The organism is Williamsia sp. 1138, from assembly GCF_002095435.2.
Taxonomy (GTDB): domain Bacteria; phylum Actinomycetota; class Actinomycetes; order Mycobacteriales; family Mycobacteriaceae; genus Williamsia.
On record NZ_MJEJ02000044.1, the window covers coordinates 169239 to 189125 of the forward strand.

At 65.0% G+C, this 19887-nt stretch carries 22 protein-coding genes and 1 riboswitch; of the genes, 11 read left to right on the forward strand and 11 right to left on the reverse strand.

The window, feature by feature from the left end; genetic code table 11:
- Nucleotides 1–2: 2 nt before the first annotated feature.
- The 3 genes from BH683_RS15205 to BH683_RS15215 all read right to left on the reverse strand — a co-directional run bounded on the left by BH683_RS15205 (nt 3) and on the right by BH683_RS15215 (nt 2362).
- Nucleotides 3–992 (reverse strand): C40 family peptidase, encoded by a 990-nt coding sequence (locus BH683_RS15205; protein WP_246833400.1) that lies wholly within the window; start codon nt 990–992, stop codon nt 3–5.
- Between the two features lie 257 nt (nt 993–1249).
- Nucleotides 1250–1828, reverse strand: a complete 579-nt coding sequence (locus tag BH683_RS15210) for a C40 family peptidase (protein ID WP_084837094.1) — start codon at nt 1826–1828, stop codon at nt 1250–1252.
- A 15-nt stretch (nt 1829–1843) separates the two neighbouring features.
- A riboswitch (cyclic di-AMP (ydaO/yuaA leader) is annotated at nt 1844–2025 on the reverse strand.
- Nucleotides 2026–2134: 109 nt separating this feature from the next.
- On the reverse strand, nt 2135–2362 hold the full coding sequence (locus BH683_RS15215) for a hypothetical protein (RefSeq protein ID WP_168187054.1): 228 nt from the start codon (nt 2360–2362) through the stop codon (nt 2135–2137).
- Between the two features lie 274 nt (nt 2363–2636).
- Between BH683_RS15215 and BH683_RS15220 the strand changes: the two genes are divergently transcribed.
- Together BH683_RS15220 and BH683_RS15225 are read left to right on the forward strand one after the other, a co-directional pair.
- Nucleotides 2637–4505, forward strand: coding sequence for a DEDD exonuclease domain-containing protein (locus tag BH683_RS15220; RefSeq protein ID WP_281492319.1), 1869 nt, complete (start codon nt 2637–2639; stop codon nt 4503–4505).
- On the forward strand, nt 4502–4777 hold the full coding sequence (locus tag BH683_RS15225) for an Lrp/AsnC ligand binding domain-containing protein (RefSeq protein WP_084837096.1): 276 nt from the start codon (nt 4502–4504) through the stop codon (nt 4775–4777). The genes BH683_RS15220 and BH683_RS15225 overlap by 4 nt, the downstream gene beginning before the upstream one ends.
- A gap of 4 nt (nt 4778–4781) precedes the next feature.
- Here BH683_RS15225 and trpD read toward each other — a convergent pair whose 3' ends face one another.
- Both trpD and BH683_RS15235 read right to left on the reverse strand, forming a co-directional pair.
- On the reverse strand, nt 4782–5834 hold the full coding sequence (trpD, locus tag BH683_RS15230) for an anthranilate phosphoribosyltransferase (RefSeq protein WP_246833394.1): 1053 nt from the start codon (nt 5832–5834) through the stop codon (nt 4782–4784).
- Nucleotides 5835–5844: 10 nt separating this feature from the next.
- Nucleotides 5845–6306 carry a hypothetical protein gene (locus BH683_RS15235; RefSeq protein WP_210405220.1) on the reverse strand — a complete coding sequence of 154 codons (462 nt, stop codon included), beginning with the start codon at nt 6304–6306 and terminating at the stop codon, nt 5845–5847.
- Nucleotides 6307–6455: 149 nt separating this feature from the next.
- On the opposite strand from BH683_RS15235, the gene BH683_RS15240 reads away from it, so the two are divergent.
- The 7 genes from BH683_RS15240 to BH683_RS28425 all read left to right on the forward strand — a co-directional run bounded on the left by BH683_RS15240 (nt 6456) and on the right by BH683_RS28425 (nt 12153).
- Nucleotides 6456–7067 (forward strand): heme-copper oxidase subunit III, encoded by a 612-nt coding sequence (locus BH683_RS15240; protein WP_081729571.1) that lies wholly within the window; start codon nt 6456–6458, stop codon nt 7065–7067.
- 75 nt (nt 7068–7142) lie between these two features.
- Nucleotides 7143–8066: a cytochrome c gene (locus tag BH683_RS15245; RefSeq protein ID WP_084837098.1), complete on the forward strand. Its 924-nt coding sequence runs from the start codon at nt 7143–7145 to the stop codon at nt 8064–8066.
- Entirely contained in the window at nt 8063–9235 is a 1173-nt protein-coding gene (locus BH683_RS15250) for a ubiquinol-cytochrome c reductase iron-sulfur subunit (protein ID WP_084837099.1), read from the forward strand. Before BH683_RS15245 ends, BH683_RS15250 begins: the two co-directional genes overlap by 4 nt.
- On the forward strand, nt 9232–10848 hold the full coding sequence (locus BH683_RS15255) for a cytochrome bc complex cytochrome b subunit (protein WP_084837100.1): 1617 nt from the start codon (nt 9232–9234) through the stop codon (nt 10846–10848). The genes BH683_RS15250 and BH683_RS15255 overlap by 4 nt, the downstream gene beginning before the upstream one ends.
- 109 nt (nt 10849–10957) lie before the next feature.
- Nucleotides 10958–11335 carry a hypothetical protein gene (locus BH683_RS15260; RefSeq protein WP_084837101.1) on the forward strand — a complete coding sequence of 126 codons (378 nt, stop codon included), beginning with the start codon at nt 10958–10960 and terminating at the stop codon, nt 11333–11335.
- Nucleotides 11332–11787, forward strand: coding sequence for a GNAT family N-acetyltransferase (locus BH683_RS15265; RefSeq protein ID WP_084837102.1), 456 nt, complete (start codon nt 11332–11334; stop codon nt 11785–11787). Before BH683_RS15260 ends, BH683_RS15265 begins: the two co-directional genes overlap by 4 nt.
- 84 nt (nt 11788–11871) lie before the next feature.
- A complete protein-coding gene (locus tag BH683_RS28425) occupies nt 11872–12153 on the forward strand; it encodes a hypothetical protein (protein WP_143696064.1) in 282 nt (93 codons plus the stop codon).
- On the opposite strand, the gene BH683_RS15275 is transcribed toward BH683_RS28425, so the two are convergent.
- Genes BH683_RS15275 through BH683_RS15285 form a run of 3 tightly spaced genes read right to left on the reverse strand, consistent with a single transcriptional unit; the run spans nt 12136 to nt 14132 of the window.
- Nucleotides 12136–12651 (reverse strand): GNAT family N-acetyltransferase, encoded by a 516-nt coding sequence (locus BH683_RS15275; RefSeq protein ID WP_210405221.1) that lies wholly within the window; start codon nt 12649–12651, stop codon nt 12136–12138. The genes BH683_RS28425 and BH683_RS15275 overlap by 18 nt on opposite strands.
- Nucleotides 12652–12689: 38 nt before the next feature.
- Nucleotides 12690–13106, reverse strand: coding sequence for a cytochrome c oxidase subunit 4 (locus BH683_RS15280; protein WP_084837105.1), 417 nt, complete (start codon nt 13104–13106; stop codon nt 12690–12692).
- Between the two features lie 18 nt (nt 13107–13124).
- On the reverse strand, nt 13125–14132 hold the full coding sequence (locus tag BH683_RS15285) for a cytochrome c oxidase subunit II (RefSeq protein ID WP_246833402.1): 1008 nt from the start codon (nt 14130–14132) through the stop codon (nt 13125–13127).
- A 298-nt stretch (nt 14133–14430) separates the two neighbouring features.
- Here BH683_RS15285 and asnB point away from each other — a divergent pair, with 298 nt between their 5' ends.
- Nucleotides 14431–16356 carry an asparagine synthase (glutamine-hydrolyzing) gene (gene asnB / locus BH683_RS15290; protein ID WP_084837107.1) on the forward strand — a complete coding sequence of 642 codons (1926 nt, stop codon included), beginning with the start codon at nt 14431–14433 and terminating at the stop codon, nt 16354–16356.
- Between the two features lie 71 nt (nt 16357–16427).
- Here the strand turns inward: asnB and BH683_RS15295 are convergent, their stop codons facing one another.
- The 3 genes from BH683_RS15295 to BH683_RS15305 all read right to left on the reverse strand — a co-directional run bounded on the left by BH683_RS15295 (nt 16428) and on the right by BH683_RS15305 (nt 19154).
- Nucleotides 16428–17405 (reverse strand): carbohydrate kinase family protein, encoded by a 978-nt coding sequence (locus tag BH683_RS15295; RefSeq protein ID WP_084837108.1) that lies wholly within the window; start codon nt 17403–17405, stop codon nt 16428–16430.
- 183 nt (nt 17406–17588) lie between these two features.
- The gene (locus tag BH683_RS15300; protein WP_084837109.1) at nt 17589–17963 is read right to left on the reverse strand and encodes an iron-sulfur cluster assembly accessory protein; all 375 of its coding nucleotides are present in this window, start codon (nt 17961–17963) and stop codon (nt 17589–17591) included.
- Nucleotides 17964–18098: 135 nt separating this feature from the next.
- Entirely contained in the window at nt 18099–19154 is a 1056-nt protein-coding gene (locus BH683_RS15305) for a glycerate kinase (RefSeq protein WP_084837110.1), read from the reverse strand.
- A gap of 60 nt (nt 19155–19214) precedes the next feature.
- Here BH683_RS15305 and BH683_RS15310 point away from each other — a divergent pair, with 60 nt between their 5' ends.
- A complete protein-coding gene (locus tag BH683_RS15310; RefSeq protein WP_084837111.1) occupies nt 19215–19886 on the forward strand; it encodes a DUF3043 domain-containing protein in 672 nt (223 codons plus the stop codon).
- The last annotated feature ends 1 nt before the right edge of the window (nt 19887 follow it).

Below are 19887 nucleotides of genomic sequence, written 5' to 3' on the forward strand. Positions count from 1 at the left end.
TTTCAGTACCGGCGGGCCGAGTTGAACGGACCGGCACCATCGACCGACTCGACCTTCACCGGGACACCGAAGGTGGATGCGTGGATGACGTACCCGTTGCCGACGTACATTCCGACATGGGTCGCGTCCGGGTAGTAGATGATCAGGTCACCGGGGCGCATGTCGTTCTTGTCGACGGCGGTGCCGCCTGCCAGCTGGGCCTGACTCGACCGCGGCAGGGTCTTGCCCGCCTGCTTGTACGCCCACACCATCAGACCTGAGCAGTCGAACTGGTCCGGTCCGGTGGCGCCCCACACGTACGGATCACCGATCCGGGTCAGAGCGGCCCGCACTGCGATGACCTCGGGCGCAGTGCCCTTGGGAAGCATCGCGGCGTTGAACTCGATCTTGGGGCCTGCGAGCTCGGCGAGTTGCTTACCGGTGAGAGCCTCGTACATCGCTCTGATCTCGGTGGCCTTGAACACCCGCTCGCTCTGTTTGGCCTGCAGGTCGGCGCTGGTCTTTTCTGCGGTGGCGACAGCCGCTTCCGCCTTCGCCTTGGTGTCGTCGGCCAGTTTCTTGGCGGCCTCCGCCTTCTCGTTGGCGACGGTGAACTTGCGGACGTCATCGACGGTCTGCCGTGACACCATCTCCAGGCCGGACATCTGATCGAGGAGAGATTGTGGTGAATCACTGACGAGTACGGCGTACAACCGGTTGACCCGGGCGCCTTTGTAACTGGCGCTGACCAGGGCGTCGACCGCGCCCTGCAAACCCTCTGCCTGCTTCTTCAGATCCGCGAGGGTCTGGTCTGCGGCGGTGGCCTCGGTCGTGGCCGCGGCGACCGCCTCACGCTGCTTGGTCAGTTCGATCGTGGTGCTGTGGATGGCCTCGGTGGCCTGCTCGGCCTCGCGACCGAGCGACTTGTACTCGGTGAGCATGTCGTCCGGACTCCGCGGACCGGGCTCGGCTCCCGCCGGAACGCCGGCTCCCAGGGCAACGGCCAGCGCCATCACGACTGCGGCGATCATTGTCCGCATCACGGCGACATATCGCTCACGCACCACGACGATGTAACTCCTCAATACCGGCAGCGGGCCGGCTTTCGCGGCCCGTGACACTTCGAACTCCCACCCCAACCTGGCCAGGCTACACATCTCTCCACGGCGGCGACGCCGCCAACGGTGCAAAGATCCGGCCGGGAAGCCACTTGGGCGGGTCCGCTGTGATCAGCGATCCCGCCCAAGTGGCCGTATTCAGTTGTTGTCGCTCAGTAGCGACGAATGTCGAGGACCGACTGGTCGTTCAGACCCATCTTGGCCACCGGCACGCCCTCGGTCGAGGAATGCACGACCTGGCCGCCGCCGATGTAGATGCCGGCGTGTCCGCCACCGTTGTAGATGACGACGTCGCCGGGCTGGGCGTCGGCAGCGCTCACGCTGGTGCCACCACCGAGCTGGCCGTAGCTGTCACGCGGAATGTTCTGGCCGGCCTGCTGGTGCGACCAGTAGACGAGTCCGGAGCAGTCGAAGGCGTCCGGGCCTGCGGCGCCGTAGACGTACGGCGAGCCGATCTTGCTCACGGCGGCGTCGGCAGCGATCTGGCCGACGGGCTTCGCCTGCGGAGCGGCGGCCTGCGGCAGGAAGTTCTGGGGCTTGAGTTCATTCGGGATCTGACCCTCGGTCACGCCCGGGATGTCGAATGTTCCGACGCCTGGGACCGTGATCGGTGCGGCCATGGCCGGTGCAGCTGCCATACCCATTGCGCCGAGTGTGATGGAACCGGCGATCAAGGCGCCACGGGCACTCTTCATGCCGCGGTTCGGCTGTTGCAAACGATGTTTCGCCACGAAGCGAGGTCTCCTTGTTTCTTCCCTGTCCGCCGACCGGGTTAGCTGTCGGATTCGGGCCGGAAGATGGCCCTACCCGTTGAACCCCGAAAACCTCTCGGCCTCAGGGTCCGGTGGGATTCACCCCGGATGCGACTCGTGGTCGGCATCAGTGGTTCCCCGGTTCACCTTGGTAGGTGATTGAGCGGCGACCTCACGATCCTCTCCGGTTGGAGCGGACGCTTTCGTAAGGTCTCAGGAAGGTTACGAAACGGTGGTGGTCCGTGTCCACTAGGAGGACGACACAGGCGACTGCGGCGTGTCGCCTCACATGGCCCACAAATGGACCCCTTCTTCGGGAACTAATGGGGCCTTACCTGCGTTGACCCGACGAACGTGATCGTGTGTGTCAGACTTCGACAACATGCCGGCCGCGCTGAACAGCGCGATGGCCGCCTCGATGTTGGCCGCGTCGTCAATAACGAATTCATCACAGCGAACTTCGGAGTTCTTGCTGCTCGGGACCCCCACCGGCCCCAGAAAAACGGTCATCATGCAGTCATCGCAGGCGATGTTGCGCCCAGGGCAGGTGTTGCAGTCCACTAGCATTGTGATCTCCGTCTCATTCGGTCGTCGACCCCTCTTAGGGGGCCCTCAGGGTTTTCCCTGAGGCCGGATCGCCGACTTTCGATCCATTGCCCCGGACGCTAGCGACACCGTCCGACAACCCTTTTCGGTCACGATCACCGCGGCGTCCACAGTGGCCCAGATCACCGCGCGGGGCGCGGTGCACGCGAACGTGTCAGAGCATCGAACTAGTGTTCGTGGGGTGAGTGTTACCGATGAGGCCAATGGGACTCAGCTCTCGTTCGAAGACCCCGCTCTGGGCCACCCGGATGACGCGCCGCTGCGCTCGATCACGTTCGTGGTCGTCGATCTGGAGACCACGGGCGGGAGTTCGGTCCACGACCGCATCACGGAGATCGGAGCGGTGAAGGTGCGCGGCGGCGAGGTGATCGGAGAGTTCGCCACCCTGGTGGACCCGCAGCGCGGGATACCTCCGCACATCGTCCGGCTGACCGGGATCACCGAGGCCATGGTGTATCAGGCGCCCACTATCGACGAGGTCCTCCCGGCGTTCCTCGAGTTCGCCAGGGATGCGGTGATCGTTGCTCACAACGCCGGCTTCGACACGGGATTCTTGAGGGCCGCCGCCACCTCCATGGGCCACCCCTGGCCATCTCGCAGGGTGCTGTGCACCGTGAAGCTGGCTCGCCGCGTGCTGACCAGGGACGAAGCACCCACTGTGAAGTTGTCTGCGCTGGCCTATCTCTTCCGGGTCCAGACCCGGCCGACCCATCGCGCCCTCGATGACGCCCGCGCCACCGTGGAAGTGATGCACCGCCTGTTCGAACGCGTGGGGAACCTCGGCGTCGAATCGTTTCGCGATCTCCTCGAATATCTGCCCGGGGTACCCAAGGCGACCCGTGACAAACGAGTGCTGGCGGAGCACCTGCCCTCCAGCCCCGGCATCTACATGTTCAGAGGCCCCTCGGACGAGGTGCTGTATGTGGGCACGGCCGTGGATCTGCGCCGTCGCGTGCGTAGCTACTTCACCGGGTCGGAGAGCCGCACGCGCATCAAGGAGATGGTCGCGCTGGCCACCCGGGTCGATCACGTCGAATGTGCACACCGGCTCGAGGCCGGCGTTCGCGAACTGCGACTGCTCGGTGCTCACGCGCCGCCCTACAACCGGCGCTCCAAGTTTCCTCACCGCGGGTGGTGGATCTGCCTCACCGAGGAGGCCTTCCCCCGGCTCAAGGTCAGCCGTAGCGCCTCTGCAATCGCCCTGGGCCCTTTCCGTTCACGGGCCGTCGCCTACGACGTTGCCGACCTCATCGCCGAGACCTGTGGCCTCCGGACCTGCCGTACAGCCCTGAAGGCCACGGGTCGTCACACGTGTGAGGTGGGTCCGCAGGGACGCCGCCTGGTCGGCGGATGCCACGGTGCGACGGCCACGCCATTGTCGGCGCTGCAGTACTCCTCCCGCGCCGAGATCACGGCCGGATTGCTCACCGGACGGACCGACGCCCCCGTCCGCACGGCCCTCGATCGCCTCATGGCCTTGTCGGACGCCGAACTCTTCGAGAACGCAGCGCGGTTGCGTGACCGACTCGACCACCTGGTGGGCCAACTCGAACGGTGTCAACGACTGGCCGCCCTCGCACGGATCTCCGAACTGGTGGCCGCCGGTCCGGACGGAAACGGCGGCTGGGAACTCGCCGTCATCCGGCACGGCCGCCTGGCCAGTGCAGGCGTCGCGGCACGCGGGGTCCCGCCGATGCCTGTCGTCGCCGCCCTCGCGGCGGCGGCCGAGACCGTGCTCCCCGACCCCGGCCCGCTCCACGGCGCCCCGCACGAAGAGGTCGCTCTGATCTATCGCTGGCTGACCACACCCGGGGTCAGGATAGTTTGTGCGACAAGCGGTTTGAGTTTGCCGATGCACGGCGGCGCCCGCTGGACCCAGTGGCGGGACATGGTCGGCTCAGCCCATCGAACCCTGCGAGAGACGGCAGCACACGATTCCCCGGGCCGAAGGAGCTCACCAGCACCCGTGCCCGTACCTGTCCTCTCGCACCGTGGCGGGGCCGCAGACCCCCGCACACCGGCACCTCACGGCACTAGTCTGGACGCATGATTACCGCGATCGTCCTGATCCAGACCGATGTTCACCAGATCCCGGAAACCGCACAGGCGGTCGCCGACATCGCCGGTGTCACCGAGGTGTTCTCGTGCGCGGGTGACGTCGACCTGATCGCGAAGATCCGCGTCCGCGAACACAGCGACATCGCCGACGTCGTCACCGCGGGCATCAACCGGTTGCCCGGCGTCAAGCACAGCGCGACGCACATCGCCTTCAAGAGCTACTCGAGCGCCGACATCGACGCAGGCTTCTCGATCGGCGAATAGACCGCTACAGAGAGTTGCTCAGCCGCACCCAGTCGGCCAGCAGAGCCGTTGCGGCACCCGAATCGATGGCCGCGGCCGCCACAGCCAATTGCTCCCGCAGTTGTATGTGGAGATCGATGTCGGGCCGGGGCCGATAAGCGGTCAATGCCCCTGCCGCATTGAGCAACACAGCGTCACGCACCGGACCGGTCATCCCGGAGAACAGCTCGTGGGCGACCCTGGCGTTGTATTCGGCATCAGCCCCCTGAAGCGCTGACAGTTCGACGCGGGCCAGCCCGATCGTGGTCGGGTCGACCACCTGCCTGCGGACGGTGCCCCCTGCGACCTGCCACACCGTGGACGTCGCGGTGGTGGTCAGTTCATCAAGACCGTCATCACCGCGCACCACGAGCACCGAATGTCCACGCTCGGCAAAGAGCTGCGCGAGGACCGGCGCGAGATCGGCGAATGCGCATCCGACCAGCCCGCTACTGGGCTGAGCCGGGTTCGTGAGTGGCCCGAGCACGTTGAAGACGGTGGGGATACCGATCTCTTTGCGGGCCGCAGCCGTGAAGCGCAGCGCGGGGTGGAAGACCGGAGCAAAGCAGAACCCGATACCGAGCTGCTCGACACACCGGGCGACACCGTCGGCGGTGAGCGTGATCTTGACGCCCAGAGCCTCGAGGACGTCGGCGCCGCCGCTCTTGGAGGACGCCGCGCGGTTCCCGTGTTTCACGACCGGCACCCCTGCGGCTGCCACCACCACAGCAGTCATGGTGGAGATGTTCACGGTGTTGGATCGGTCCCCGCCGGTCCCGACGATGTCGATGCAGGGAACCGAGGTCGGCACGACGGTGGAGTGACTGAGCATCCCCGCCGCCAGACCACGCAGTTCCGCCGATACCGGGCCCTTGATCTTCAATGCCACCCCGAACGCCGCGATCTGGGCCGAGGTGGCGCTGTCGGACATGATCTCGTTCATCGCCCACTCCGCATCGGGCGCGTCGAGATCGTGGCCGGCGGCGAGGGCACCGAGTATCAATGGCCACGTGCGGGCCTGCGCATCGGAATGGGTCACGGCCCAGAGCTTATCGAGGTGGCTGCAACACCTGCCAGGCCAGCACCGTGCCACCGTGCCGCTGAGCCAGCCCGGCCATCCGCGACCGCTCCTGAGACACATGCAGGGCGTCGATCAATTGCACGCGGGCAAGCGCGAACAATTCCCCCTCGACCTCCATCCCGGTGGACGCCGCAGGAGGCACCGGGACACGTTGGTAATGGTCTTGGGCCGCCAGCGCGACAGCCTTGTCGACCGCGTCGGCGGGAACAGCCAGGAAGTGGCGCAGGACCGACTGCTCGTCCTCGCGCCACACCGAATCGGCCAGCGTCGTCGATGCCGCGACACTGTCGTCGAAACTCTCCGCCGTCACGACCAGCTCCGGATCGTCGACGGACAACTCCGCGTTGGGCTTTCGGTTGCCACCCAATCGCGAGGTCCACTGCTTCCATCGCGATGCCTCGATCGGGTTCCCGTTCACGTCACGTGCCACCCCAACAGCTTCCCAGGTACCCGTTTCACGGGGCCGGGACACGCCGGATCCTGGGCTTTTGCTGCCCCCTACCAGGGTCTGCGTATCCGCCCGAAAAAAAACCTGGACCCAAGTAGTCAGGGGTTACTACGAACCGTCATACTTCTGGGGTGACTAGCGCTGCAGCACCCACAGGATCAGCTATCACCCAGCGCGTGCACTCGCTGAACCGACCCAACATGGTCAGCGTCGGCACGATTGTGTGGCTTTCGAGCGAGCTGATGTTCTTTGCCGGACTCTTTGCGATGTACTTCGTCGCGCGGGCCGGAAACTACGGCAACTGGCCGATGGAGCCCACCGAGCTCAATCTGACCTTGGCGATCCCCGTGACAACGGTGTTGATCCTGTCCTCGGTCACCTGCCAGCTCGGTGTGTTCGCCGCCGAGCGCGGCGACGTGTTCGGCCTGCGCCGGTGGTACACGATCACCCTGATCATGGGCGCGATCTTCGTCGCCGGACAGGCGTACGAGTACTACCACCTGGTTCACGAGGGCACGACGCTCTCGTCGAGCGCCTACGGGTCGGTCTTCTACATCACCACCGGCTTCCACGGCCTCCACGTCATCGGTGGACTCGTCGCCTTCGTGTTCCTGCTGATCCGCACCAGGCTCAGCAAGTTCACCCCGGCGCAGGCAACCGCTGCGATCGTCGTGTCGTACTACTGGCACTTCGTCGACATCGTGTGGATCGCACTGTTCGCGACCATCTACTTCATCCGGTAACGCGCCCAAACCGATCTTCAGCCCAGACCGATCTTCAGCCCAGGCAAAGTCAGTCCGCTAAGCAGAGAGATACAGATGAGTTCATCTCCCCCACCCACCTCACCCGGGGATTCGGCCCCGGGCACCCTGAGCGAGGGTGCAGGCCGGATAGACGCGAAGAAAGCAAAGTCGCGTCGTAAGTTGCGTCGTCGCGCATCGGGAATACTGCTGCTGCTGGCCGGTCTCGTCGTCGCAGGCGGCTTGGCCAGCGCGATCACGCCGGACCCGCAGGTCGCCAAGGCCGACAGCGAGTCCAGCGCGGCGCTGATCCAGGACGGCAAGAAGCTCTACGAGACGTCGTGCATCACGTGCCACGGCGCGAACCTCGAGGGCGTGGCCGAACGCGGTCCGTCGCTCGTCGGCGTCGGCGACGCAGCCGTGTACTTCCAGGTCTCGTCGGGCCGCATGCCCGCCGTTCGCGGTGAGGCGCAGATCGTGCGCAAGCCGGCGAAGTTCACGCAGGCTCAGATCGACCAGCTCGGCGCATACATCCAGTCTGTCGGTGGCGGACCCCAGGTCGTCTACGCCAAGGACGCCGAAGGCAACGTGATCTTCAAGGACGGGTATCCCGTCGTCGAGCAGGGCGAGCTACGCGGCGACAACATCGGCCGCGGTAGCGAACTGTTCCGGCTCAACTGCGCCTCGTGCCACAACTTCACCGGTCGTGGTGGCGCGCTCTCGTCGGGCAAGTTCGCCCCCGCGCTGGACGCCCCCAACGAGCAAGAGATCTACACCGCCATGCTGACCGGCCCGCAGAACATGCCCAAGTTCTCCGACCGGCAACTGACGGATCAGGAAAAACGAGACATAATCGGTTATGTCAAGTACGCAACCACCTCGGGTAACCCCGGTGGGTACGGACTCGGCGGGTTCGGCCCGGTATCCGAGGGCATGGCGATGTGGGTCATCGGCGTAGTGGCTGTGGTCGCCGCCGCGATGTGGATGGGATCTCGAACATGAGTGATCAGCAAAAATCAGCTCCCACCCAGGACGAGCTCGATGCCATGACCAACGATGAGCTGGTCAAACTCGGTACCAATCTCGACGGCGTCGAGGTCATCCACCGCCGCGAGCGGTTCCCCGAGCCGGGTACGAAGGCCGAGAAGCGCGCTGAACGCAGCGTCGCCTTCTGGTTCGCCCTCTCGGGGATCTCCGCCATCGCCTGCTTCGTGATCTTCCTGTTCAACCAATGGGAGTTCGTGATGCCCGGCGGCGACAACTACCGGGCGTATCTTCTGAACACCCCGCTGCTCGGCATCACCTTCGGCCTGTCGATCCTCGCGATCGGCATCGGCGCCGTGCAGTTCACGAAGAAGTTCATCCCCGAGGAGATCTCGGTCCAGGATCGTCATGACGGCGGCTCCAACGAGACCGACAAGAAGACGATCGTCGCCGAGCTCGGCGATTCGCTGAACACCTCGACCCTGCCGCGTCGCAAGATGATCATCGGCGCCGGACTCTTCGGTCTCGGTACCTTCGCGGTGACCGGCGTGGTCGCGCTGCTCGGCGGCATCATCAAGAACCCCTGGGCCGAGGGTAAGAACTCGCCCCTGTGGCACACGGGCTGGTCACCGATCTACAACCCACCGGAGAACCCGAACGAGACCATCTTCTTGCGCCGCGACACCGGTAACCCGATGTCCGTAGTGCTGGTGCGTCCCGAGGACATCGACGCCGGTGGTATGGAGACGGTGTTCCCGTGGCGGGTCTCGGACGGCACCGGCGAGACAGAAGAATCACGGCACAAGTTGATCGAAGGCCTGCGTTACATCAGCAACCCCGTCATGCTGATCCGCCTTCGCCCCAACGACGCTGCCAAAGCGATCAAGCGTCAGGGCCAGGAGAGCTTCAACTACGGCGATTACTACGCGTACACGAAGGTCTGCTCGCACCTCGGTTGCCCGACTTCACTGTTCGAGCAGCAAACGAACCGTATTTTGTGCCCGTGCCACCAGTCACAGTTCGACGCCCTTGAATACGGCAGGCCCATCTTCGGTCCCGCTGCGCGCTCGCTCGCGCAGCTGCCGATCACGGTCAACGAGCAGGGCTTCATGGTGGCCGCCGGCGACTTCATCGAACCCGTAGGCCCCGCGTTCTGGGAACGCGGGAAGGGGAAGGATCGACCATGAGCAAGATCGGACAGCAGGCCGAGGAAGTAGATTCCCGGTATCACCTCGCGGCAGGTATGCGCCGTCAGATCAACAAGGTCTTCCCGACCCATTGGTCGTTCCTTCTCGGTGAGATCGCCCTCTACAGCTTCGTCATCCTGCTGATCTCGGGCGTCTATCTCACGTTCTTCTTCGATCCGTCGATGTCCGAGGTCACCTACAACGGTGCCTACGAACCGCTCAACGGCGTCATGATGACCAAGGCCTACGAGACGACGCTGAACATCTCGTTCGAGGTGCGCGGTGGACTCTTCGTACGCCAGATCCACCACTGGGCAGCCCTGCTGTTCGCGGCGTCGATCATCATCCACATGGCCCGCATCTTCTTCACCGGCGCCTTCCGGCGTCCGCGTGAGGCCAACTGGATCATCGGTTGCTTCTTGCTGGTGCTGGCGATGTTCGAGGGCTTCTTCGGATACTCGCTCCCCGACGACCTGCTCTCGGGCACCGGCGTCCGCGCGGCGATGTCGGGCATCGTCCTCGGTATCCCCGTGGTAGGCACCTGGATCCACTGGGCACTCTTCGGAGGCCAGTTCCCGGGCGACATCATCATCCCGAGGCTCTACATCCTGCACGTGCTGCTGTTCCCGGGAATCATCCTGGCGTTGATCGGTGCCCATCTGGCGCTGGTCTGGTACCAGAAGCACACCCAGTTCCCCGGTCCCGGCCGCACCGAGAAGAACGTGGTCGGTGTCCGCATCCTCCCGGTCTTCGCGGTCAAGTCCGGCGCGTTCTTCGCGGTCACCTTCGGCATCCTCGCGATCATGGCGGGCGTACTGCAGATCAACCCGGTCTGGGTCCTCGGGCCATACAACCCGGCACACGTGTCCGCAGGTTCGCAGCCGGATATCTACATGATGTGGACCGACGGTTTGGCTCGACTGATGCCGGCCTGGGAGATCTACTTCGGTAACGCGTACACGATTCCCGCCATCTTCTGGGTGGTCGTCATCCTGAGCATCGTTTTCGGAATCCTGTTCGCCTACCCGTTCATCGAGAAACGTCTCACCGGAGACACCGCTCATCACAACCTGTTGCAGCGTCCGCGCGACGTACCGGTGCGTACCGGCATCGGCGCAATGGCGATCTCCTTCTACATCATCCTGACGATCTCGTGTATGAACGACATCATCGCGTTGAAGTTCCATGTGTCCCTCAACGCGACCACGTGGATGGGCCGTATCGGGCTGATCATCATCCCGCCGCTCGCCTACTACATCGCCTATCGGTGGGCGCTTGCGCTGCAGCGCAGCGACCGGTTCGTGCTGGAGCACGGCATCGAGACGGGCATCATCATGCGCCTGCCGCACGGTGAGTTCATCGAACTGCACCAGCCGCTCGGGCCCGTCGACGACCATGGCCATCCGATCCCGTTGCCGTACGAGGGTGCGGCTCTGCCCAAGCGGATGAACAAGCTCGGATCCGCGGGTGCTCCGGGCACCGGCTCGCTGATGCTGGCCGACCCACCCGAGGAGCAGCAGAAGAACGTGGAGCTCGAAGCCAAGGCTCATCACAAGGAGCACGAGGCTTTGCGCGAACTCCAGAAGCGCGGCGGAGACCCGTTCATCGACTGATAGATCGAACAACCAAAAAGGCCGGCCTGCATCAGCGGGTCGGCCTTTTTCGTGGCCTGGGGTCGCCGGTCCCTCCCCTCCCCCACAGCGGTGCGTTCATCGTGCCCTTGTGGACGCCGATCGTGCCCTTGCCGACGCCGAGCGTGCCGTTACGGACGCTGAACGTGCCGTTGCAGACGCCGAACGTGCCCTTGCCGACGCCGAACGTGCCGCTGTGGACGTCGAGCGTGCCGTTGCGGACGTCGAGCGTGCCGCTGTGGGCGCCGAGCGTGCCGTTGCCGACGCCGAGCGTGCCGTTACGGACGCCGATCGTGCCCTTGCGGATGCCGAGCGTGCCCTTGCGGACGTCGAGCGTGCCGCTGTGGACGTCGAGCGTGCCCTTGTGGACATCGAGCGTGCCGTTGCCGACGCCGAGCGTGCCGTTACGGACGCCGATCGTGCCCTCGCGGATGCCGAACGTGCCCTTGTTACTCTCTTACGTTCGTGAGCAACATCGAAATCGTCAGCTGTCACGACCCGGCAGAGTTTCCCGCGCTTGCGCGGATCTGGAGACGTTCAGTTGAATCCACCCATGTGTTCCTGACGCGCGAAGACGTCGATTTCTACGCGCCGAAGGTGGCCGACAGTTACCTCCCGGCGGTCAACTTACGCGTCGCCAGAATCGGTGGTCGGACCGTCGGGTTCTCAGGTACCGACGGCAACAAGCTCGAGATGCTCTTCATCGACGACAACTACCGCGGACGAGGCGTAGGTGGAGCGCTGCTCGGCGAGGCGCTCGACCGAATCCCACGACTTGAGCTCGATGTCAACGAACAGAACCCCGACGCAGTCGCCTTCTATCGGCGCCACGGTTTCGTGATCGTCGGACGGTCTGAGATCGACGCCGACGGGCGTCCGTTTCCACTGCTGCACATGGTCTCCGGCGCAGCGTCGACCTGAGGGAGTCCCGAGGACCCACCGCTCGTACACACCGCACGGAACGGTCAAGCGGACAAGGGCACAATCGATGCGCACAACGGCACGGTGGGCGGCCACAACGGCACGATCGGCGACCGTAACGGCTCGGTGGGCGGCCACAACGGCACGATCGGCGACCGTAACGGCACGATCGGCGGCCACAACGGCACGATCGGCGACCGTAACGGCACGGTCGGCGACCGTAACGGCACGGTCGGCGACTGCAACGGCACGGTGGGCGGCCACAACGGCACGGTGGGCGACGGTAACGGCACGGTCGGCGGCCACAACGGCACGATCGGCGCGCGTAAGGGCCCGGTCGGGGCTAGGTCACCAGAGGTCGCCTGAGCGCCAATCACACGTCAGCTCACCGACAGCAGGGTGCGGGCCTCCGTAGACGAACACGCTGTCCGCGTCGTCCGGTGTGGGGACGACTCCTGTCGGTGTCATCGCAGACACCGTCCCCTCCCAGGGGCGCCAACCGTGCGAGCGGTACAACCGCAATCCGGCTCGGCTCGCACTGAGGGCACCGAAGTCGTAAGCCCCGACGATGACCCGCTCGATCGCAGTCATCAGTTGGTCGCCGATCCCCTGGTGTTGCCGGCCCGGATCCACAGCGACGGCTTCCACATAGCCGACTCTGCGTGGGATGCCGTCGATCATCATCGCCCGGGCCACAACCGCGGCATGTCCGACCAGCGCGCCGGCGGCGTCGGTGACGAACGCGTGGACCCCGCCGAGTGCGTGGTCAAAGTCTGTGTCGGCGAAGTCGCCTGCGAACGCCAGGTCCAGCAAAGCTCTGAGCTCGGTGGCCCGGACTGCACTCAGCTCCCAGGTGTGCTGCACGTCGAGGTGCAGACCTGGGAGCTGAGAGGGTGTGTGTGTCAGTGCTTCTCAGGCCCGACGTGGTACTCGAAGACGAGTCCGGCCACTGCACCGATGATGCAGACGGCAGCAAAGGCCACGAGCCAGAAGTTCGCCATGGCCAAGGCAACAGCGAAAGTCGCGGCGCCGAGTGCGATCAGCACCGGCCACCAGCTACCGGCGCTGAAGAAGCCCAATTCGCCCGAGCCGTCGGACACCTCGGCGTCTTCGTAATCCTCCGGGCGGATGTCCACCCGGCGGGCCACGAACCGGAAATAGGTTCCGATGATCAACGTCAGGCCACCGGTCATGACCAGACCCGTGACACCGACCCACTCGACGTTCTTGCTCGTCAACCCGGTGGCCAATCCGTAGGCGACCGCCACCAGGAAGAAGAACCCCGTAAGGATCTCGAAGAGCCGCGCTTCAATTCTCATCTCGTAGCTCCTGGCTGACTAGTTCGACGCTGTCTGGGTGCCGCGTTTGGTATCAAAAGGCTTGGTCGTGATCGCCGTCGGTGTCTGACCGATCGACTCGAGCGCCTGAGCGTTCGTCGCGTTCGGGTTGGCCTCGCGGAAGTCGATGTAGTCCTCGAACTGATCCGGGCTCACTGCGCGGACCTCGAAGTTCATCATCGAGTGGTAAGTGCCGCACATCTCAGCACACCGGCCGACAAATGCGCCTTCACGATCGATGGAGCTGACCTGGAAGCGGTTGTCCGTGTGGTTCTGCTTCGGGAACGGCAACACGTCGCGCTTGAACAGGAACTCCGGCACCCAGAACGAGTGGATGACGTCGGCCGCGGCGATCTCGAACTCGATTCGCTTGCCGGTCGGCAACACCAGGACCGGGATCTCATCAGAGGTACCGATCGTCTCGATCTTGTCGAACTTCAGGTAGTTGCGAACGTTGTTCTTCTGATCGTCGGGAGCGTTGTGCGCTTCCTCTTCTTCGGTCGGATCGGGCTCGGCGACCTGTGCGTCGTACGGGCTGCCGTCCTTCTCGAAACCGTTGTAGACCTGGCCGTCGGCCATGGTCACGGTGCGATAGCCGAACTTCCAGTTCCACTGGAAGGCGGTCACGTCCACGACCACGTCGGGGTTGGGCTGCTTACCCTCGACATCGTTCTGCACGATGATCGTGAAGTAGAACAGGACCGCGATGATCACGAAGGGGATGGCCGTGTAGGTCAACTCCAACGGGACGTTGTATGCCGTCTGCCGGGGGAACTCGTCACCGCCGGGCTTCTTGCGGTGAAAGGTGACGGTCCAGAACGTAAGACCCCACACCAGTACACCCATCACGAGGGCGGCGATGACCGACCACGTCCAGAGGTGCCGCATGTCTTCTGCCTCAGGCGTGATGCCCTTGGGCCAGCCGAACCGCAATGCTTCTTCAGCGCTGCAGCTCGACAACACAAGAGCGCCGACGCCTAGAAAGAAGGCTGCGCTGACTTGCTTGATTCGACGTCCGCGGTGCTGACGCGTAGCCGATGCCGGAGGTCGCCCACCGTGTGCCAATTTCACGCCTTCCTACCCTGCCCTCTGACTGGAAACAGCCACACAGCCACCCACGATTGGTAGCTCGTGTACTACGCAGCGTAGACCAAGCGGCAGCAACATTCGTAGTTGGGTTGCGAACGCGTCATCGGCCGGGTTTTTGGTGCACCCCTTGGCAGGCCGGACGGGCGGGACAACCCCTGATTGCGGCATACTCGGGCGTGTTCCGCGTGTTCTCCCAGAACGAATCGAGGCGTTTTTCGTGTGTGGTCTGCTAGGTCTGTTGTCCAGCGACGCGTCAGCGGGAGAATCGGCCGAACTCGTGGCGGCGGCGTCGCATTGCATGCGCCACCGCGGCCCGGATGAGCCCGGAACCTGGAACGACGACGACGTCGTCTTCGGTTTCAACAGACTCTCCATCATCGACATCGAGCATTCACACCAGCCGCTGCGCTGGGGCCCTCCGGAGAGCCCAGAGCGGTACGCACTGGTCTTCAACGGCGAGATCTACAACTATCTCGAGATCCGGGCCCAGTTGGCCCGCGACGAGGGCGCCGAGTTCCGCACCGAAGGTGACGGCGAAGCGATCGTCGCCGCCTTCCATCACTGGGGCCCGGACGCGGTGTCGCGCCTGCGCGGCATGTTCGCCTTCGCCATCTGGGACACCGTCGACCGTTCGCTGTTCCTCGCCCGCGATCCGTTCGGGATCAAGCCACTCTTCATCGCGTCAGGGTCCGGCGGAACGATCTTCGGTAGCGAGAAGAAGAGCCTGCTGGAGTTGATCGACAGAATCGGCGTCACCGATGTGCTCGACAATCGCGCCATCGAGCACTACACCGTCTTGCAGTACGTACCGGAGCCGGAAACGCTGCACGCGGGCATCAGGCGGCTCGAATCCGGCAGCTATGCGACGCTTCGCCCCGGCCAGCTCCCGAAGGTCTACCGCTACTTCACGCCACAGTTCGCGGTCCGGCCCTTCACCAAGGGCAGCGAGCAGGCGCGCTACGACGAGATCGCCGAGGCTCTGCAGGATTCGGTGGCCAAGCACATGCGTGCCGACGTCACGGTCGGTTCCTTCCTCTCCGGGGGCATCGACTCGACTGCCATCGCCGCGCTGGCCATCCGCCACAATCCGGACCTGATCACCTTCACGACCGGGTTCGAGCGCGAGGGATACTCCGAGGTCGACGTGGCAGCAGAGTCGGCAGCCGCGATCGGGGCCCGGCATGTGGTGAAGGTGGTGGGTCCGGCCGAGTTCGCCGCCGCCATCCCCGAGATCGTCTGGTACCTCGATGATCCCGTCGCGGATCCCGCGCTGGTGCCCCTGTATTTCGTTGCGCGCGAAGCACGTAAACACGTGAAGGTGGTGCTGTCCGGCGAAGGCGCCGACGAGCTCTTCGGTGGCTACACGATCTACAAGGAACCGTTGTCGCTCAAGCCTTTCGAACGACTCCCCCGCGGCCTGCGGGCCGCAGCCGGCCGCCTGTCGGACCGACTCCCCGAGGGCAGACGCGGCAAGAGCTTGCTGCACCGGGGGTCGATGAGCCTCGAAGAGCGCTACTACGGGAACGCCCGGAGCTTCGACGACGCTCGACTCCGCGCAGTCCTCAAGGACTTTCGGCCCGAGTGGACCCACACCGACGTCACCGCACCCATCTACGCCATCTCTGCAGGCTGGGATCCGGTCGCACGGATGCAGCATCTGGACCTCTTCACCTGGCTGCGCGGGGACATCCTCGTCAAGGCCGACAAGATCACGATGGCCAACTCGCTCGAACTCCGCGTACCGTTCCTGGACCCGGAGGTGATGCGGGTCGCGGAAGCGTTGCCATTCGAGGAGAAGATCTCGCACGGCACCACGAAGTATGCACTGCGGAAGGCGCTCGAGCAGATCGTGCCGGCCCATGTCCTACACCGGAAGAAGCTGGGTTTCCCTGTGCCGTTGAGGCATTGGCTGGCCGGGACCGAACTCTACGACTGGGCGCATCAGACCATCGATCATTCGCAGACCGACCACATCTTCGACAAGGACGCGGTGCGGAAGATGCTGGCCGAACACCGCGAGGGCACCGTCGACAACAGTCGGCGACTGTGGACTGTCCTGGTGTTCATGGTCTGGCACGGCATCTTCGTCGAGGGCTCGATCGTCCCGGCGATCGAAGATCACCGGTACCCCGTCAAGCTCTGAACCCGGCCCACCGACACGAAAGACGCGCCACATATTGTGGCGCGTCTTCGTATTGGTGGCGCGGGTGGTGCCTAGGCCGGGAGGACGGCCGAGATCTCCGCCGCCGCGTCATCTCCGTACGCTCCGGCAAGGCGGGTCAGTGCCGACGCACGGTCCCATACCCACTCCTGCGTGCCCACCGTTTCGAGTACCAAGACCGCCACCATCGATCCGAGTTGGGCGCTGCGCTCATTGCTGAGGCCGGCAGCGTTGCCGACCAGGAAGCCCGCCCTGAACCCGTCGCCGACACCGGTCGGGTCCACCTTCGCCGTCTCCGGCACCACCGGCACGTGGGTGCGTGATCCGTCGGCCTCGACGATCTCCGCGCCCGCACTGCCGAGGGTCGTGATGCGCAAGCCGACCGTCTTGGCGACCTGCTCCTCGCTGAGCGCGGCCTTCTGCCGGAGCAGACCCCACTCGTATTCGTTGGTGAACAGGAACGTCGCACCCTCGATGAGGTCGCGCACCTGCTCGCCGTCGAGTCGGGCGAGCTGCTGCGACGGGTCAGCGGCGAAAGGGATGCCCAGCTCGCGGGCCTGGCGACTGTGCGCGATCATCCCGTCGGGATCGTCGGCACCGACCAGCACCAGATCCGGCGTGCCGAACTCCGAGGCCAGGGCAGAGATCGATATCTCCCGCGACTCGCTCATCGCGCCCGCGTAGAAGCTCGCGAGCTGGGCCATCTCGTCGTCGGTCGTGCACATGAACCTGGCGGTGTGCGCGGTGTCGGACACCCGCACGCCACGGGTGTCGACGCCGTTGCTCTCCAGCCACTTGCGGTAGTCGTCGAAGTCGGCACCGACCGATCCCACGAGCAACGGCGATCCACCCAGGACGCCCATGGCGTAGGAGATGTTGCCGGCCACGCCGCCCCGGCGGATCACCAACTCCTCGACGAGGAAGCTCAGTGAGATGTGGCTCAGGTGTTCGGCGAGCAACTGCTCGGAGAACTTCCCCTGAAAGCGCATCAAATGATCGGTCGCGATGGATCCACAAATGGCGATGGCCACGGAGAAGAACCTTTCTTGTCACCTGACAGATGGCTCAACGCTACCTTCGGGGCCAGGTGTCCCCCGGCGGACCCCATCGGATGTGCGCACATGAAGAATCGCCAACCAAAAGGACCGCATCCATGAATCGGATGCGGTCCCTTGTGGTGCGGGGGTCGAGCTGCCTGGTGAGAGGGTCAGGCGTCAGTTGAACGAATCGCCGCAGGCGCAGCTGCCGGTCGCATTCGGGTTGTCGATCGTGAAACCCTGCTTCTCGATGGTGTCTACGAAGTCGATGCTGGCTCCCATGACGTACGGGGCGCTCATGCGATCGACCGCGAGCCCGACTCCGTCGAACTCCACGACGAGATCGCCATCGAGATTGCGGTCGTCGAAGTAGAGCTGGTAGCGCAGGCCCGCGCAGCCGCCGGGCTGGACGGCGATACGGAGCATGAGTTCTTCACGGCCCTCCTGCTCGCGCAGGGCCTTGGCCTTGGAAGCAGCGGCATCGGTGAGAATCACGCCGTGCGCAGGCGCTTCTGTCTCGGTCTGCACAGCGGTGTCGTTCGATGCGGTCATGGATTCTCCTCAGTGTGCGGGGCGTAGGCGTGCGATTCCTGGTTGCCAGGTATCGGATACGAACTTCCGTCGCCTATAACCGTACTCCTGCTCCTCCTATTCCCGCGTACCACGTCGCCCACGCCCAGCGAGCGATCACCATGCCTCGGCGACCTGCCGGGCGAGCTCCCCGAGCTGATTCTCCGCGTCGTCCATGGCCACCTCGACCGATCCGGCGACCTCGACGATCGACCGCGCCAGAGTGATTCCGGCTTCGGCGAGCTGCGCCGGGGTCAGCGCGACCTGACCGGCGAGCACGACGGTCGGGATGCCCCGGCCGCGCGCCGCCGTGGTCAACGCCGCCACGACCTTGCCTTTGAGGGTTTGTTCGTCACACTTGCCCTCCCCCGTGATGACCAGGTCGACAGCTGCGATGAGGTCGGCCTGCCCGGTCGCCTCGGCAATCACAGTGGCGCCCGGCACGCGTTCCGCGCCCAATGCCAGCAGAGCTGCACCGAGGCCACCGGCGGCGCCTGCCCCCGGTTCGTCCGAGATGTCTCGGCCCGCCAGTCCGGAGAGCACCTGCGCCCAGTCCGCGAGTCCCTCTTCCAGCAAGGCGACGGTTGCGGCGTCGGCTCCTTTCTGCGGACCGAACACTGCCGCTGCGCCATCGGTCCCGAGCAGCGGGTTCTCGACGTCGGACGCCGCCACCAGCTGCACCGGTCCCAGCAGACGCGCGGCCTCCGCGAGCCCTCCGAGCCCGTCGATCAACCCGCGGCCGCCGTCGGTGCTGCCACTGCCACCCAGACCCACGACGATCTGGTCGGCGCCTACCGCCACCGCTGCTGCGACCAGTTCGCCGACACCGAACGTATCCGCGGCGAGCGCGGTCCGCGGCGTCGGCAGCCCGCCGAGCTGATGCAGCCCGCAGGCCTGCGCGCACTCGATGTAGGCGACGGTGCGGCCTTCGCGCCGGTCCAGGAGCCAATGGGCGCTGACCATCGCACCGAGGGGACCGCTGACGCGAGCGGTCTGCACGTCTCCGAAACGACTGGCGAGCACCGCCACGAAGCCCGGCCCACCGTCGGATTGCGGGGCAAGCGAGAGCTCGTCCGCGGGGCGTCCGAGGGTCCATCCCGCGGCGATCGCCTCGGCCGCCGCGACGGCTGTCAAGGTGTCGCCGAACGAATCGGGGGCGATCAAAGCCTTCATCGCCCGAGTATATGAAGGGTGGCCCGCTCCGGCAGCGCACGCTCGCGATAATCTGGACACGTGAAGTTGCCCTGGAAAAAAGACGACGTCGACGCCGACGACGCTGCTGACACCACCGTCGCGCTGACCGTGGAAGAAGCCGCGGCCAAGCGCCGGTACACCGAGGCCAAGGGCCGACCGACCCCGAAACGGCGCGACGCGGAAGGCAGGCGCCGCGGCCCGGTCGCACCGGCCCCGACGACGCGGGCCGAAGCCCGTGCACGCAAGAGGGAACTCAAGGGCAGCTCGGCCAATCTGAGCAAAGAAGAAAAGAAGGCCCAGTCGGATACGCGACGCCAGCAACGGGCCGATCAGCGCGAGAAGATGATGGAGGGCGAAGAGCGGTACCTGATGCCGCGCGACAAGGGTGAGGCCCGACGTTTCGCCCGCGACATCGTCGACTCGAGGCGCAACTTCGCCGGACTCTTCATGCCGTTCGCGATCATGCTGATCATCGTGATGTTCGTCCCGGCCATCGCGGTGTACGCCACCCTGCTGATGCTGATCTTCGTGATCTTCCTCGTGATCGACGGCGTGCTGCTCGGCCGGATCCTCAACAATCGTGTGCGCGAACGTTTTCCGAGCACCACCGACGGCGGTTTCAAACTCGGCTGGTACGGCTTCAGCCGCGCCATGCAGATGCGGTTCATGCGGGCACCGCGGCCCAAGGTCAAACCTGGTGACGCGGTCTGAC